The following is a 14,992-nucleotide window of genomic DNA, read 5'->3' on the forward strand; positions in this document are numbered from 1 at the left end:
AACACACCACAACCCCCTGTAGGAGCGAGCCTGCTCGCGAAAGCGCAGTGTCAGTCACCGGAGATATTGGCTGTGCCTGCTCGCGAAAGCGCAGTGTCAGTCACCGGAGATATTGGCTGTGCCGGCCTCTTCGCGAGCAGGCTCGCTCCTACAGTTGAACTGCGCTCGGTTGATGATCAACGCCATGAGCATCAACGCCACCGCGACGCCAAAAGTGATGTGCAATCCGCTGGCAATCGCCGTAGCCGGCGCCTGTGTCGGATCCCCCGCCGCCAGCGCAAACACCGCGCCCATCACCGCTGCCCCCGTGATCAAGCCGAGGTTGCGCGCCAGCCCGAGCATCGCCGAGACTACACCGCGTCGCTCCTGACGAACTCCGGCCATCAACCCGGTGTTGTTCGCCGCCTGAAACAGCGCATAACCGACGGCGACTACGGCAATCGGCAGCAAATAGGCGGGCAGCCCCAGACTCATCGGCAACAGCGCCAACAAGCTGCAACCGCAGGCAATCCCGAGCAACGCACCCGGCACGATCCGTCGCGCGCCGAAGCGATCCACCAAACGTCCCGCAGGTACACCACCAAACGCAGACAGCAATGGCCCGACCGATAACGCCAGGCCAACCGCAGCATTGCTCAGACCCAATCCACGGCTGAGGTAAAACGGTCCGACCACCAGCGTGGTCATCATCACCGTCGTCACCAGCAACGTCAGCGTCAGGCTACCGCTCAGTCGAGGATCGCTGAACAGTGACAAGCAAATCAGCGGCGACTTGGCCTTCATCTCGACCCCGATGAACAATCCTGCGCCGCACAGGCTGGCCAGCAGCAATGGCAACATCAAACCTTCAAGCGTCATTGCCAGCGCATAGGCCGCCAGCGTCAGCACCAACACTGCGCTGCCAGAATAATCGAACGCTGCGCGCAACCCTGTTACCCGATCCGCTGGCAAAAAGCGGTACACCAGCCAAATATTGAGCAAACCCAATGGCACGTTGAGTAAAAATATCGCCTGCCAGCCGACATGCGTCATCAACAGCCCGCCCAGCGACGGCCCGAGACTGGTGCCCGTCGCCGACATCGTCGCCAGCAACCCCATCGCGCTACCCGCCCGCGATTTGGGCACGGCTTCTGACACCAGCGCCACCGTCAAGGCGAACATGATCGCCGCGCCAACGCCTTGCACCGCCCGCGCGCCAATCAGCCAGCCCAGTCCCGGAGCCAATGCGCAAGCCAACGAGGCGCTGGTGAAAATGCCGATCCCGATCAACAGCAGTCGACGTCGACCGAAGCCATCGCCCAGACGTCCGACACTGACGATCAGCGTGGTGATCGCCAACAGGTAAGCCAGCACGATCCACTGCACCTGTTGAAATGTCGCTTCAAACGCCGTCGCCAGAATCGGCAGCCCAGCATTGGCGATGCTGGTGTCCAGCGACGGCATCAACATCGACAGAGCCAGACTGGTCAGTGCCCATCGGGCGGGAGTGCTCAAGGGTTCTCGGGGCATGGTCGGCTCGCAACGCAAAGGTGATTCGCCATAGCCTGAGCCTCGACAACACACGGCGCAAGACGCATGCTTTGCACTCGATACCTGCACAGAACGCCATATCATGAGCACTCCGGATCTGAACCTGCTGATCACCCTCGACGTCTTGCTGCGCGAAGGCAGCGTCGTCCGTGCCGCGAAATGCCTGCGATTGAGCCCTTCGGCCATGAGTCGCGCCCTCGCCCGTCTGCGCGAAACCACCGGTGATCCGTTGCTGGTGCGCGCGGGGCGGGGCCTGGTGCCAACGCCGCGTGCATTGGAGTTGCGCGAGCGAGTCAGTCTGTTGGTGCAGGACGCCGAAGCGGTTTTACGGCCAGCCGAAGTGCTCGACCCCAGCCGGTTGCAACGCACCTTCACCCTGCGCAACACCGACGGCTTTGTCGAAACCTTCGCCGCCGCCCTGCTCGCGCGTATCGCCGAAGAGGCGCCTGGTGTGCGTCTGCGTTTTGTGCAGAAAGCCGACAAGGACAGCACGCCGCTGCGCGAGGGCCGCGTCGATCTGGAAACCGGCGTGGTCGATGACAGCACCGACCCGACGCTGCACAGCCGCATCCTGTTTCAGGATCAGTGGATTGGTGTGGTGCGTGAGGGGCATCCCTTGAGCACGGGAAAAATCACCAGCAAGCGCTTTGCCGGCGGCGAGCACATTCTGATCTCCCGACGCGGGCGCAGCAGTGGCCCGGTCGACGAAGCCTTACTCGCGTTCGGACTGACGCGGGACATCGTCACTTCATTCGGTGGATTCTCGGCGGCGCTGACGCTGGTGCGTGAATCAGAGCTGATCGCCACGGTCCCGCAGCGTCATACCAGCAAACTGCGCACGGGCCTGCACAGTTTCGCCCTGCCCTTTGCGATGCCGGACATCAGCGTGTCGATGCTCTGGCATCCGCGCATGGACGCTGACCCGGCGCATCGCTGGTTGCGCGATTGTGTACGGCAGGTCTGCGCTTAACGCGCATCGCCACCTGCTGGTTTATAGAAGAGGAATTTTTTCGTTTCGGCGGTCTTGCGGTATTCCTTGGCCCAGCTCGGATGCACATTGCGGTCGTGGAAATACAGCGCGCCGTTGGTGCGATCCTTGAGCTGGCGGTTCAGCGCTTTGCGGGCAATATCCTTGGCCAGCGTGTATTCGGCATCTTCCTTGACCTGATCCGGCTTGCCGTCGCACCACCAGGAAAACTGGCAGCTCTTGCTTTCCGAGCCTTGTTTGACGACAGCGCAGACCGTGTCGGGAAAGCCTTCGTGGCCGAGACGATTCATCACCACACTGGCCACGGCTTCCATTTCCGGCGTGTCCTTGCCTTTGGCTTCCCAGTAGATACTGCGCGCCAGGCAAGTGATCGGATCGTCCAGCGGCGCCGCGCCGGCCGGATCGACCGCTTGCACTTCGGTCGGGGTGATCGCTTCGGTTTTCGGTGCCGGTGCGGCGCTGACTTTGTCCGCCGCTTTTTCTTCCAGCACTTGGGCTTTTTCTTCAGCCTTCGCTTTGATCGGGGCCTGATCGGTGGCCCATGCAGAGCCTGCCAACAGGGTGAATACGAGACAACCCGCCCAGCCTTTCAATCCCATGTCTGTTCTTCCGGCAGCGCCCGAGTCGGGCAAGGTATTACGTCGGGGAGACACCCGGTTTCCGGGGCCTTCGGTGAGTGTAGACGGCAAATCCAGAGGCAAAGTTGCGCAGGAAAACCGCTGAATGAAGAAAAAAGACATTGCACTCACCGGGGGCCTTTCGCGCATCATGGGCGCATTCAGCTCAAGGGAGATTTCCATGCGCTTCATGCCATCTGTTTTGCGTCTTGCCGCGTTGTCCGTGGGCGTTGTGTTTGCCATCCCGGCGCTGGCCGGCGATGAGTCGCAATTGATCGAGTCGATCAACAGCTACCGCAGCCAACCTCAGCGTTGCGGATCGCAGGCATCGAATGAACTGTCACCACTGTCGGCTGATCCACGGCTGAGATTACGTGCCACCGGTGCTGTCGATCTTCAGCAAGCCATGGCCAGCGCCAGTTATCCGATGGTCAATGTGCAGGCGATCACGCTCAACGGCCCGCGTGATGCGGCGTCGGCGATGAAGGCGATTCAGGAAAGTTTCTGTCAGGTGGTGCTGGATCCGCAGTTTGTCGATGTCGGTGTCAGCCGCGACGACCGTGACTGGCGCATTGTCCTGGCGCGGCCGCTGCTGTCGGCCAAGCTCGGTGATGCGCAAAGTGAGGGGCAGAAATTGCTCAGTGAACTCAACGTCGCCCGCAGTCAGGCGCGTCAGTGTGGCGGTCAGGCGTTCGCCGCTGCCGCACCGCTGGCCTGGAACGCGACACTGGGCACGATCGCCCAGGATCACAGCCGCGATATGGCCAACAACAATTACTTCGATCACAAGGACCGTGACGGCCGCACCCCGGGCGATCGCGCGGAACTGGCCGGTTACAGCGGGCAACTGGTCGGCGAAAACATCGCCGCCGGCCAAGACACCGTGCACAAAGTCGTCGAAGGCTGGCTCACCAGCCCCGGCCACTGCGCCAACCTGATGAACCCGCAATACCAGGAACTCGGCGCCGCCTACGCGACCGACCCGAAAAGCAGTGCCGGCATCTACTGGACCGCGATGTTCGGCGCCCAGTAAGCCCAATCGCAAAAACACCACAACACCTGTGGGAGCGAGCCTGCTCGCGAAGAGGCCATTACATTCAACACCAATGTTGTCTGACCTGCCGCCTTCGCGAGCAGGCGAAGGCCTACAGGGGGTAGTCAGTGACCTCAAGATCGGCGGCAATAAAAAACCGGAGCCATGCTCCGGTTTTTTATGGTCAATGGGTCCTCATCCCCGCCGCATACATCGCCAGTTTCAGCAGACTGGCGACCACCGCCAGCGACACCACACTGCCGAGCCAGATCAACAATAGCCACCCCAGCCGCTTGTACCAGCGACTGTTTTTCACTTCGCGCGAATCAATGGTAGCCATCGCCAATCCTCACTTTGCCGCGGAATACGTAGTAGCTCCAGAAGGTGTACATCAGGATCACCGGCAGGATGAACAGTGCGCCAATCAGCGCGAACAACTGGCTCGAAGGCGGTGACGCGGCGGCCCAGATGCTCACCGACGGCGGGATGATGTTCGGCCAGATGCTCAGTGCCAGGCCGATGTAACCGAGCAACATCAGCACCAGCGTAAACACGAACGGCCAATGCGTATGCCGCTGACGCAACGTGCGCAGCAACCCGAACAGCGCCAGCAACGCCAACACCACCAACCCGGCAAACACCTGCAGATGCCCGTGGGTTGACCAACGCGTTGCCAGTTCCGGATGCAGTTGCAGCGTCCACACGCCAATCACTAGCACCATCGCCATCAACAGCAAGGCCAGCGGCCGGGTGAACAGACGCATCCGCGACTCCAGCATCCCTTCGGTCTTGACCAGCAACCAGGTGCTGCCGAGCAACGCATACGCCACCACCAGCCCCACGCCACACACCAGCGGAAACGGCGCCAACCAGTCCAGACCGCCACCGGCAAACTGCCGATCAACCACCGGAATCCCGGACACGTACGCGCCAATCACCACGCCCTGGGAGAACGTCGCCAGCAACGAACCACCGATAAACGCCTTGTCCCACCAATGGCGTTTTTGCGGCGAGGATTTGAAGCGAAACTCAAACGCCACGCCGCGGAAAATCAACCCGCAAAGCATCAGGATCAGCGGCAGATACAACGCCTCGAGAATCACCCCGTACGCCAGCGGAAACGCGCCATACAACGCCGCGCCGCCGAGCACCAGCCACGTCTCGTTACCGTCCCACACCGGCGCCACGGTGTTCATCATCACATCGCGTTCCTGCTCATCCGGGATCAGTGGAAACAGGATTCCCAGGCCCAGATCGAAGCCGTCCATGATCACGTACATCATCACCCCGAAGGCGATGATCACTCCCCAGATCAACGAGAGATCGATACCTTGAATAGCCATGACTCAATGCTCCTTCATAGGGGCGATAGCCGCTGAAATCGGTCGACGCAGCGTCTGCAATTCATCGCCCGCAGGCGGATGTTCGTGGTGCGGCTGCGGACCTTTTTTCACCAGTTTCATCATGTAGCCGATGCCCACGCTGAACACCGTGAAATAGATCACCACGAACAACGCCAGCGAGGTGCTCATCTGCGCCACCGAGTGATGCGACGCCGCGTCGTGGGTGCGCAGCAAGCCATACACCACCCACGGCTGACGCCCGACTTCCGTGGTGATCCAACCGGCCAGCAGCGCAATCAAGCCGCTCGGCCCCATCAACAACACCAGACGCTGGAAGCCTCGATGCCGGTAAAGCTTGCCGCCCCGGCGCAACGCCAGACCGAGCAAACCCACGAGAATCATCAACATCCCCAACCCGGCCATGACGCGAAAGCTCCAGAAAATCACGGTCGAATTCGGCCGGTCTTCTTTCGGGAAGCTCTTCAGCGCCGGGATCTGCTTATCGAGGCTGTGGGTGAGGATCAGGCTGCCGAGACAGGGAATCTCCAACGCATATCTGGTCTTCTCCGCTTGCATATCAGGAATGCCGAACAGCACCAGCGGCGTCGGCCCGTTGTCGGCGTTTTCCCAGTGGCCTTCGATGGCGGCAATCTTCGCCGGTTGATGCTCCAGCGTGTTCAACCCGTGAGCGTCACCGACCACCGCCTGAATCGGCGCCACGATCAACGCCATCCACAACGCCATGGAAAACATCTTGCGCACTGGCGCGGTGTTGTTGCCGCGCAGTAAATGCCAGGCTGCCGACGCACCGACGAAGAACGACGTAGTGACGAACGCGGCAATCGCCATGTGCGCCAGACGGAACGGAAACGACGGGTTGAACACAATCGCCAGCCAGTCCAGTGGCATCACCCGACCATCGACAATCTCGAAGCCCTGTGGCGTCTGCATCCAGCTGTTCGACGCGAGAATCCAGAACGTCGAAATCAACGTACCGATCGCGACCATCACCGTGGCGAAGAAGTGCAAGCCACGGCCGACGCGATTCCAGCCAAACAGCATCACCCCGAGGAACCCGGCCTCAAGGAAGAATGCGGTCAGCACTTCATAGGTCAGTAACGGCCCGGTGATGCTCCCGGCAAAATCCGAGAAACCGCTCCAGTTGGTGCCGAACTGGTACGCCATGACCAGCCCCGAAACCACGCCCATGCCAAAGTTGACCGCAAAAATCTTCGACCAGAAATGGTAGAGATCGCGGTACGTGTCGTTGCGGGTTTTCAGCCACAGGCCTTCGAGTACCGCGAGGAAACTCGCCAGGCCAATGGTGATCGCCGGGAAAATAATGTGGAACGAAACCGTGAACGCGAATTGGAGTCGCGCCAGGTCCAGTGCCTCCAGATTGAACATGATGATGTCCTCATCCAGGCTGAAAAGCGGCAGCACGAACCCGGGCCACCGCCAGACGCGAACGCCTGCAGCCAGTCAAATTGCCAATGTTTTTATGAGTGGCGGTTTACGCCACCGACGACGGGATCAGGTTGCTGACCTTCGCGGCTTCGAGGCGGATCGCCACGAATTTGGAAGTCGGCGTGTAGGTTCGGTCGCCGTAGCTTTCCAGCGGTACCAGAGGGTTAGTCTCCGGGTAATACGCCGCTGCTTGCCCTGCTGGAATGTCGTAGGCGATCAAGGTAAAACCGCTGACCCGACGTTCACGTTCGTCATCCCACAGCGCCACCAGATCGACCTTCTGCCCCGGTTCGAAGCCCAAGCGCTGGATGTCCTGCTCGTTGGCAAAGATCACTTCGCGCATGCCGTAAACCCCGCGATAACGGTCATCGAGGCCATACAGCGTGGTGTTGTACTGATCGTGGGAACGCATGGTTTGCAGGATCAGATGCGGCTTGACCGGCAGGTTGCGCACGCCCTCGCTGATCAAGTGCTCCGGTAGCACGCACGGGGTGAACTGGGCCTTGCCGCTAGCGGTGTTCCAGACCCGATCCGAGGCGTCGTTGCCGAGGTGGAAACCACCCGGAATCAACAGTTTTTCATTGAAGTTCTCGAAGCCCGGGATCACGTCGGCAATCAGGTTGCGGATGCGCCCGTAGTCGCCCACCACCCACTCCCAATCGATCGGGTGCTTGCCCAACGTCGCGGCGGCGATCCCGGCAATAATCGCTGGCTCGGACTTCAAGTGCGCCGACTTCGGCTTCAACTGACCGAACGACAAATGCACCATGCTGAAGGTGTCTTCAACAGTCACGCCTTGCGGACCTTCGGCCTGGATATCGATGTCGGTACGCCCGAGGCACGGCAGAATCAGCGCGTCGCGACCCGTCACCAAGTGGCTGCGGTTGAGCTTGGTCGCAATGTGCACGGTCAGGTCGAGTTTGCGCATGGCCGCGTGGGTGCGTGGGGTGTCCGGCGTGGCTTGGGCGAAGTTGCCGCCCAGACCGATGAACACCTTGGCTTCGCCACGCTCCATGGCGCCGATCGCCATGACGGTGTTGTGCCCGTGCATGCGCGGCACGTCGAAGTTGAAACGCTTTTCCAGCGCGTCCATCAAGTCTTTCGGCGCCAGTTCGTTGATGCCCATGGTGCGGTCGCCCTGCACGTTACTGTGGCCGCGAACCGGCGACAGACCTGCGCCCGGACGGCCGACGTTGCCGCGCAGCAGTTGCAGGTTGATGACTTCCTGCAAGGTCGCCACCGAGTGCACGTGTTGGGTCAGGCCCATGGCCCAGCACATGATCACGCTCTTGGCGCGGCCATACATGCGCGCGGCCAGTTCGATGTCATGCAGCGGCACGCCGGACTGCTCGAGAATGTGCTCCCAGCTGGTTGCCTCGACTTCAGCCAGATAGCTGTCGAGGCCTGTGGTGTGCTCGGCGATGAACGCGTGATCGAACACCGGTTCGCCACCAGCGGCCTGAGCTTCGCGTTCCCACTGCAGGAGGAATTTGACCATGCCGCGAATCATCGCCATGTCGCCGCCCAGCGCCGGGCGGAAATACGCGGTGTTGGTCGCTTCCCAGCCGTTGCTGAGCATTTCCAGCGGGTTCTGCGGGTTCTGGAAACGCTCCAGGCCACGCTCTTTCAGCGGATTGATACAGACCACTTGGGCGCCGCGCTTTACCGCTTCACGCAGCGGTTCGAGCATGCGCGGATGGTTGGTGCCGGGGTTCTGGCCGATCACAAAAATCGCATCGGCGTGATGCAGGTCCTCGTAAACCACGGTGCCTTTGCCGACGCCAAGGGTTTCGATCATGCTCACCGCACTCGCTTCGTGGCACATGTTCGAGCAGTCGGGGAAATTGTTGGTGCCGAATGCACGCACGAACAATTGATAGAGAAACGCCGCTTCGTTGCTCGCACGTCCGGAGGTGTAGAACTCGGCCTCATGCGGCGAATCAAGGTTTTTCAGGTGATCAGCGATCAGCGCAAAAGCGTCTGCCCAACTGATTTCCACATAGCGGTCGACCCGCGCGTCGTAGCGCATCGGGTGGGTCAGGCGGCCCTGATATTCCAGCCAGTAGTCGCTCTGCTCGGCCAGGCTCGACACCGTGTACTTGTTGAAGAACGCCGGGTCGACCAAACGCCCGGTCGCTTCCCAGTTCACCGCTTTCGCGCCGTTTTCGCAGAACTTCAACATGCTCGCGCCGGGCGCCTCGCCCCAGGCACAACCCGGGCAGTCGAAGCCGCCGTTCTGGTTAGTCTTGAGCATGGCCCGAATGTTTTTCAGGGCGTTTTCACTGCCCAGCCAGCTTTTTGTCAGGCTGATGACAGCGCCCCAACCGGCAGCGGCGCCTTTGTAGGGTTTGTAACGGTCGACTTGTGACATGGGACTTCTCCATGACGATGCACACAGGCATGAACCTGATTCGGTTAAACAGCGACGGCCGACTTTCAAGGTTGCAAAGTGGTCGTTGGGTTTGCCGGGGCAAGGATATTAACCGTTACAAAACATTGTCTAATCGCTATTAATGACTGCCTTATCGAAAGCATCTATCACGGCTAAAAACCCTTTATTTACGGGGCCTTGCGAAACTAACGGAGCAACTTTCGGCGAAAAATAATTCATCATCGACGGCATCAATCAGCTGTTCATTAACAGTGATTGGACAGCACTGAAAGTTGCTCATAATCTGCGCTGACCAAACCCCTTCCACAGTGGTTTTCATTCCTGCGAGGCTGTCATGTCTGAGCGTGTCTTGATCGATGGTTACAACCGCCGCGTCGACTATCTGCGCATGTCGGTGACCGACCGCTGCGACTTCCGCTGCGTCTATTGCATGGCCGAAGACATGCAGTTCCTGCCACGCCAGCAAGTTCTGACCCTGGAAGAGATCTATCAACTGGCGCAGAGCTTTGTAGCGCTCGGTACGCGCAAGATTCGCCTTACCGGTGGCGAGCCGCTGATCCGTCCGGGCGTGGTCAAGTTGTGTGAGCAGATCGCCGCCCTGCCCGGTCTGCGCGAACTGTGCATGACCACCAACGGCTCGCAACTGGGCAAACTCGCTGCGCAGCTGTTCGACGCCGGGGTCAAACGCCTGAATATCAGTCTCGACAGCCTCGATCCGCAGCGCTTCAAACAGATGACCCGCACCGGCGATCTGGCGCAGGTGATCAACGGCATCGATGCCGCGCGCGAGGCCGGTTTTACCCGCACTAAACTCAACGTGGTGGTGATGCAGGGCCGTAATGATCAGGAGATCAACGATCTGGTCAGTTTCGCCATTGATCGGCAGCTCGACGTCTCTTTCATCGAAGAGATGCCGCTGGGGATCATCAGCGAACACAGTCGCGCCGAGTCGTTTTTCTCCAGCGCGCAAGTGCGGGAAAAGATTGCCGAACGCTACACCTTGATCGACTCGGCGGAATCGACTCAAGGTCCGTCGCGCTACTGGCGATTGGCCGAGGCGCCGGAGATTCGCCTCGGTTTTATCTCGCCGCACAGCCACAACTTTTGTGGCAACTGCAACCGCGTACGCCTCACCGTTGAAGGGCGCCTGCTACTGTGTCTGGGTAACGAGCATTCGGTAGATCTGAAAGCGGTGCTGCGCGCCCATCCGGGGCAACCGCAGCGGCTGGAGAAAGCTATTGTCGAGGCGATGAAGCTCAAGCCGTATCGACATAATTTCGAAGTGAACGACGATGTTCAGGTTGTGCGCTTCATGAACATGACCGGCGGCTGATCCCGCCAGTTTCATCGGTTATCGGAACAGCACAGCATGATCATCAGACCCAAGGTCAACCAGTTCGCCATTCTCTTCACCCTCAAGGGTTCGATCGCCAAGCGCATCGCCATGCGCACGCTGATGGTCACCCTGCTGGCTTCGGCCATCGTGCTGGTGGAAATCCTTCATCCGAGCAACTTCACCAAGGTCAACGCCACGCCGTTTACGTTGTTGGGTTTGTCGCTGTCGATCTTCATGAATTTTCGCAACAACGCCTGTTATGACCGCTGGTACGAGGCGCGCAAGGCCTGGGGCGAAGTGATCGTGCACATTCGCTCGGTGATTCGTGAAACCCATGTGATCCGTGAATCGGCTGAGCGCAAGCCGTTGCTGCTCAATCTGTGTGGCTTTGCTCATGCGCTGAATGCGCGGCTGCGCAAGGAAAGCGAAGCGGACGCCAGCAGCCAATGGGTCATGCCGAAACCCGATCCGCAGACGCCGGATTACAGCGGGCGCATTTTGCAGACGGTCGGCCAGCAGTGTTCCGATCTGCATCAGAACGGTGAGCTGACTGAATGGCGCTACATGCTATTGGCCAATCACCTGACCAGCCTGATCCAGGCGCAAGCGGTGTGCGAACGGATCAAAACCACGCCGCTGCCGTTTCCTTACACACTGTTGTTGCACCGCACGATCTACCTGTTTTGCATCCTGCTGCCGTTTGCCATGGCCGAGCCGCTGGGCTGGCTGACACCGTTGTTCACGGCGATTGTCAGCTATACGTTTTTTGGCCTGGATGCGATAGCCGATGAACTGGAAGACCCCTTCGGCCGCGACGAAAACGACCTGCCCACCGATGCACTTGTGCGCACCATCGAACGTGACATCCTCGCCGAACTGGGCGCCGAAGTACCGCCGGCGCTGAAGCCGGTGGACTATGTGCTAAGTTGACCCTCAGCTCTGCAGACACCCCGAAAACCTGTGGGAGCGAGCTTGCTCGCGAAGAGGCCGTATAAGCCAACACCAATGTCGACTGACACTCCGCCTTCGCGAGCAGGCTCGCTCCCACAGGTTTTGCGTACACCGCGGATATTGTTGACCACCACAAAACCATTGTAGGAGTGAGCCTGCTCGCGAAGGGGCCGGCCCAGTCAACATCTTCGTCGACTGACACTCCGCCTTCGCGAGCAGGCTCACTCCTACAGGTTTTGCATTTACACCCGGATATTGATGACCGCCATAAAGCCATTGTGGGAGCCTGCTCGCGAAGGGGCCCTGTCAGCCAACATCGATGTCAACTGACACTCCGCCTTCGCGAGCAAGCTCGCCCAAAGTTTTGATTTGTGTTGTCGGTTTAGAAGAGTTCGTTGAACGGGATGAAGCGCAGCGGGTCGCCGAGGTTGTGCGTGCTGTTTTCGGGGATTTCTACCAGGCCATCGGCCCAGGTTGCGCCGAGCAGGACGCCGGAGCTTTGATTGGGATAAAGCACAGCACGCCCCGCTTCAAGCCTCACCCGCAGATATTCACGACGACCGCCCGCCTTGTGCCAGTCGAAACCTGCATTGACTGTGAAACTCAGCGGCATGACATCTTGAACGCCTTGTATGCGCAGTAGATACGGCCGCGCCAATAAGCCAAACGTTACCAGCGCCGAAGTCGGATTGCCCGGCAGACCAATCACTGGCACCGTGCCGAAATGCCCGACCGTCAACGGTTTGCCAGGCTTGATCGCCAGTTTCCACAACAGCGGTTTGCCGCTGTCGCGCAGCACCTGTCCGAGGCAATCGGCATCACCGGCAGACACGCCACCGGTAGTCAGAATCAGATCCGCACTCACTTGCAATTGCTCAAGCTTGAGCCGCGTCTGCGCCGGGCGATCCGGGAGGATGCCGGCGTCGATCACTTCGCAGCCCAGCTCCCGCAACCAGTGGCCGAGCAACACGCGGTTGCTGTTGTAGATGCTGCCGGGGCGCAGTGGCTGGCCCGGTTCGACCAGTTCATCACCGGTCGACAGCAGTGCCACACGCGGGCGACGCACCACGTGCAGGTGCGCCAGCCCTTGCCCGGCGGCGACCGCCAGTTCGAACGGTCCAAGGCGTTTGCCGGCGCGCAGCAGGATATCGCCGACGCGATTTTCCTGACCTTGCGCGCGGATGTTCTGCCCCGCCTTCAGCGGCTGCAAGAAGCGCACGCGACCGTCCTCCAGCACTTCGACGTTCTCCTGCATCTCGACGCAGGTGGCGCCGGGCGGCAGCGGTGCGCCGGTAAAGATCCGTGCGCAGGTGCCGGGCAGCAACGTGTCCGGTGCCTGCCCGGCGTAAACCTTTTGCGAGACCTTCAACGGCTGTCGGTGCAGATCGCTGAGATTGAGCGCGTATCCATCCATGGCGCTGTTCGGCCACGGCGGCAAGTCGAGTGTCGCCACCAGATCACTGGCCAGCACCCGCCCACGCGCATCGTCGAGCGCCAGCAGTTCGCTGTCGGCCAGACGTTGCTCGTTGGCCATGCCGAGCAATTGGTCGAGGGCATCTTCGACCGGCATCAACGGTGCTTTGCTCATCCGCGTGGCCCGCAGGCTTGCACGGCTTTTAGGTGCGGGACGAAATTGCACGGGCGATGACGGTTATCCAGTTGTTCGGCAAGAATGCCTTCCCACGCCGTGCGGCACGCACCGGTCGAACCCGGCAGGCAGCACACCAGCGTGCCGTTCGACAGCCCGGCCAGCGCGCGACTTTGCACAGTGGAGGTGCCGATATCCAGAATCGAAATTGCCCGGAACAGTTCGCCAAAACCATCGATCTGCTTATCGAACAGGCAGGCCACCGCTTCCGGCGTGCTGTCGCGACCGGTGAACCCGGTGCCGCCGGTGACCAGCACCACCTGAATGCCTTCGTCGGCAATCCAGTTCGCTACCTGAGCGCGGATTTTGTACAGATCGTCCTTGAGCAAGTTGCGCTCGCTCAAGGTGTGCCCGGCCTCAAGCAACCGACTGACCAGCAATTGGCCCGACGTATCGCTGGCGTAATCGCGCGTATCGCTGACCGTCAGTACGGCAATATTCAGGGGGACAAACAGGGCATCGGCTTTGGCGCTCATGGCAGTTCTCCGGCAGCAGTCAATCAACATTGCCGAGCAGCCTAAGTGCCGCTTATGAGTACTGTCTAATCACTCTCGCCAACCACATTATCGACCGGCTCTATCGGTGCCTTTCAGGTTGCTCAAGGCCAGAAAAACCGGCCCTGATAGAGCTGATCGATAGTGCCTTAAATACTTCCGATTGGACGAACAATCGTTCAGATGAGATCGTCGCACCCTGCGCTTTTCGTGCGTCTCGCGCATCCGCGTCAATACTCAATCAAAAAATCCCCATCGAGCAGGTGCCATCGTGGACATCAAACAACTCAAGTTCCTGATCGCGCTGGACGAAACCCGCCACTTCGGCCAGGCCGCCGCACGCTGCCACATCACCCAGCCGACGTTGTCGATGCGCCTGCGCAATCTCGAAGATGAGCTGGATCTGGTGCTGGTCAACCGTGGCCAGCGCTTTGAAGGTTTCACCCAGGCTGGCGAACGCGTGCTGGCCTGGGCGCGCACCTTGCTCGCGGCTCACGACGGTCTGTTCGCCGAAGCGGCGGCGTGTCGCGGGCAATTGGTCGGTAGCTTGCGTCTGGGTCTGGTGCCGCTGAGCAGCTTCAATCCGGTCAATTACATTCAGGGGTTGTCGGGGACGTATCCGGAGTTGAAGTTCAGCCTGTCGTCGCTCAGTTCCGACGAGATCATTGCCGGGCTGGGCAACAATCAGCTTGATCTCGGCGTGTGCTACCTGGACCACGTCAACCCGAACTATTTCGAGTTTTTCGAGATCGGCGAAACCCGCGTCGGCCTGCTCTACGACAACCGCCACTTCCAGTTCGAAGGCACGGAAATGAGCTGGGAAGACGCCGCCGAACTGCCGCTGGGGATGATCACCGCCGGCATGCATTACCGTAAATCCATCGATTTGAGCTTCCGCAGCCGTGGGCTCAGCCCGCAGCCGATCATGGAAAGCGACTCGACTTATCAGCTGTTGCAGGCGATTCACCAGGGCTTCTGCTGCGCGATCATGCCGCTGGACAGTGGCCTGGAAGAGCCGATCGAACACCTGTCGTTCATGCAGTTGCCGGATGCCAGCGTGCTGGCGCCGCTGGGGCTGGTGATGCGCAAGACCGAGCCGCGCTCGGCGATTGCCGAGAAGTGTTTTGCCGAGGCGCGGAAGTTGTTTGGGGTTGAGGTGACCGCCGAATAATTGATGTCGTATATCAGGCCCT

General features: G+C 60.1%; 13 protein-coding genes. 5 read left to right on the plus strand and 8 right to left on the minus strand.

The window, feature by feature from the left end; translation table 11 throughout:
- Positions 1–96: 96 nt before the first annotated feature.
- Complete coding sequence (locus tag PspR84_RS17335; protein WP_160058467.1) at positions 97–1,509, minus strand: MFS transporter; 1,413 nt, start codon at positions 1,507–1,509, stop codon at positions 97–99.
- A 103-nt stretch (positions 1,510–1,612) separates the two neighbouring features.
- Here PspR84_RS17335 and PspR84_RS17340 point away from each other — a divergent pair, with 103 nt between their 5' ends.
- Positions 1,613–2,500: a LysR family transcriptional regulator gene (locus PspR84_RS17340; protein WP_160058469.1), complete on the plus strand. Its 888-nt coding sequence runs from the start codon at positions 1,613–1,615 to the stop codon at positions 2,498–2,500.
- On the opposite strand, the gene PspR84_RS17345 is transcribed toward PspR84_RS17340, so the two are convergent.
- Complete coding sequence (locus PspR84_RS17345) at positions 2,497–3,117, minus strand: cell wall hydrolase (RefSeq protein ID WP_160058471.1); 621 nt, start codon at positions 3,115–3,117, stop codon at positions 2,497–2,499. The two genes, PspR84_RS17340 and PspR84_RS17345, sit on opposite strands and share 4 nt — an antisense overlap.
- Before the next feature lie 199 nt (positions 3,118–3,316).
- Here PspR84_RS17345 and PspR84_RS17350 point away from each other — a divergent pair, with 199 nt between their 5' ends.
- Positions 3,317–4,168 (plus strand): CAP domain-containing protein, encoded by an 852-nt coding sequence (locus PspR84_RS17350; protein ID WP_160058473.1) that lies wholly within the window; start codon positions 3,317–3,319, stop codon positions 4,166–4,168.
- A 184-nt stretch (positions 4,169–4,352) separates the two neighbouring features.
- Here the strand turns inward: PspR84_RS17350 and PspR84_RS17355 are convergent, their stop codons facing one another.
- From PspR84_RS17355 to PspR84_RS17370, 4 genes are all read right to left on the minus strand, one after another.
- Positions 4,353–4,508: a DUF2474 domain-containing protein gene (locus tag PspR84_RS17355; protein ID WP_080762077.1), complete on the minus strand. Its 156-nt coding sequence runs from the start codon at positions 4,506–4,508 to the stop codon at positions 4,353–4,355.
- Positions 4,495–5,511 carry a cytochrome d ubiquinol oxidase subunit II gene (gene cydB, locus PspR84_RS17360; RefSeq protein WP_160058475.1) on the minus strand — a complete coding sequence of 339 codons (1,017 nt, stop codon included), beginning with the start codon at positions 5,509–5,511 and terminating at the stop codon, positions 4,495–4,497. Before cydB ends, PspR84_RS17355 begins: the two co-directional genes overlap by 14 nt.
- 3 nt (positions 5,512–5,514) lie before the next feature.
- Entirely contained in the window at positions 5,515–6,918 is a 1,404-nt protein-coding gene (locus PspR84_RS17365; protein WP_160058477.1) for a cytochrome ubiquinol oxidase subunit I, read from the minus strand.
- A 106-nt stretch (positions 6,919–7,024) separates the two neighbouring features.
- Positions 7,025–9,349, minus strand: coding sequence for an FdhF/YdeP family oxidoreductase (locus PspR84_RS17370; RefSeq protein WP_160058479.1), 2,325 nt, complete (start codon positions 9,347–9,349; stop codon positions 7,025–7,027).
- Positions 9,350–9,704: 355 nt separating this feature from the next.
- On the opposite strand from PspR84_RS17370, the gene moaA reads away from it, so the two are divergent.
- Together moaA and PspR84_RS17380 are read left to right on the plus strand one after the other, a co-directional pair.
- On the plus strand, positions 9,705–10,703 hold the full coding sequence (gene moaA / locus PspR84_RS17375; RefSeq protein WP_160058481.1) for a GTP 3',8-cyclase MoaA: 999 nt from the start codon (positions 9,705–9,707) through the stop codon (positions 10,701–10,703).
- Positions 10,704–10,739: 36 nt separating this feature from the next.
- Positions 10,740–11,636 (plus strand): bestrophin family protein, encoded by an 897-nt coding sequence (locus PspR84_RS17380; RefSeq protein WP_160058483.1) that lies wholly within the window; start codon positions 10,740–10,742, stop codon positions 11,634–11,636.
- Between the two features lie 403 nt (positions 11,637–12,039).
- Here the strand turns inward: PspR84_RS17380 and glp are convergent, their stop codons facing one another.
- Both glp and moaB read right to left on the minus strand, forming a co-directional pair.
- Entirely contained in the window at positions 12,040–13,245 is a 1,206-nt protein-coding gene (gene glp, locus PspR84_RS17385) for a gephyrin-like molybdotransferase Glp (protein WP_160058485.1), read from the minus strand.
- The gene (moaB, locus tag PspR84_RS17390) at positions 13,242–13,781 is read right to left on the minus strand and encodes a molybdenum cofactor biosynthesis protein B (protein ID WP_160058487.1); all 540 of its coding nucleotides are present in this window, start codon (positions 13,779–13,781) and stop codon (positions 13,242–13,244) included. The genes glp and moaB overlap by 4 nt, the downstream gene beginning before the upstream one ends.
- Positions 13,782–14,070: 289 nt before the next feature.
- Here moaB and PspR84_RS17395 point away from each other — a divergent pair, with 289 nt between their 5' ends.
- Entirely contained in the window at positions 14,071–14,970 is a 900-nt protein-coding gene (locus tag PspR84_RS17395) for a LysR family transcriptional regulator (protein WP_160058489.1), read from the plus strand.
- Positions 14,971–14,992: the final 22 nt, after the last annotated feature.

The organism is Pseudomonas sp. R84, from assembly GCF_009834515.1.
In the GTDB taxonomy this organism is placed as follows: Bacteria; Pseudomonadota; Gammaproteobacteria; order Pseudomonadales; family Pseudomonadaceae; genus Aquipseudomonas.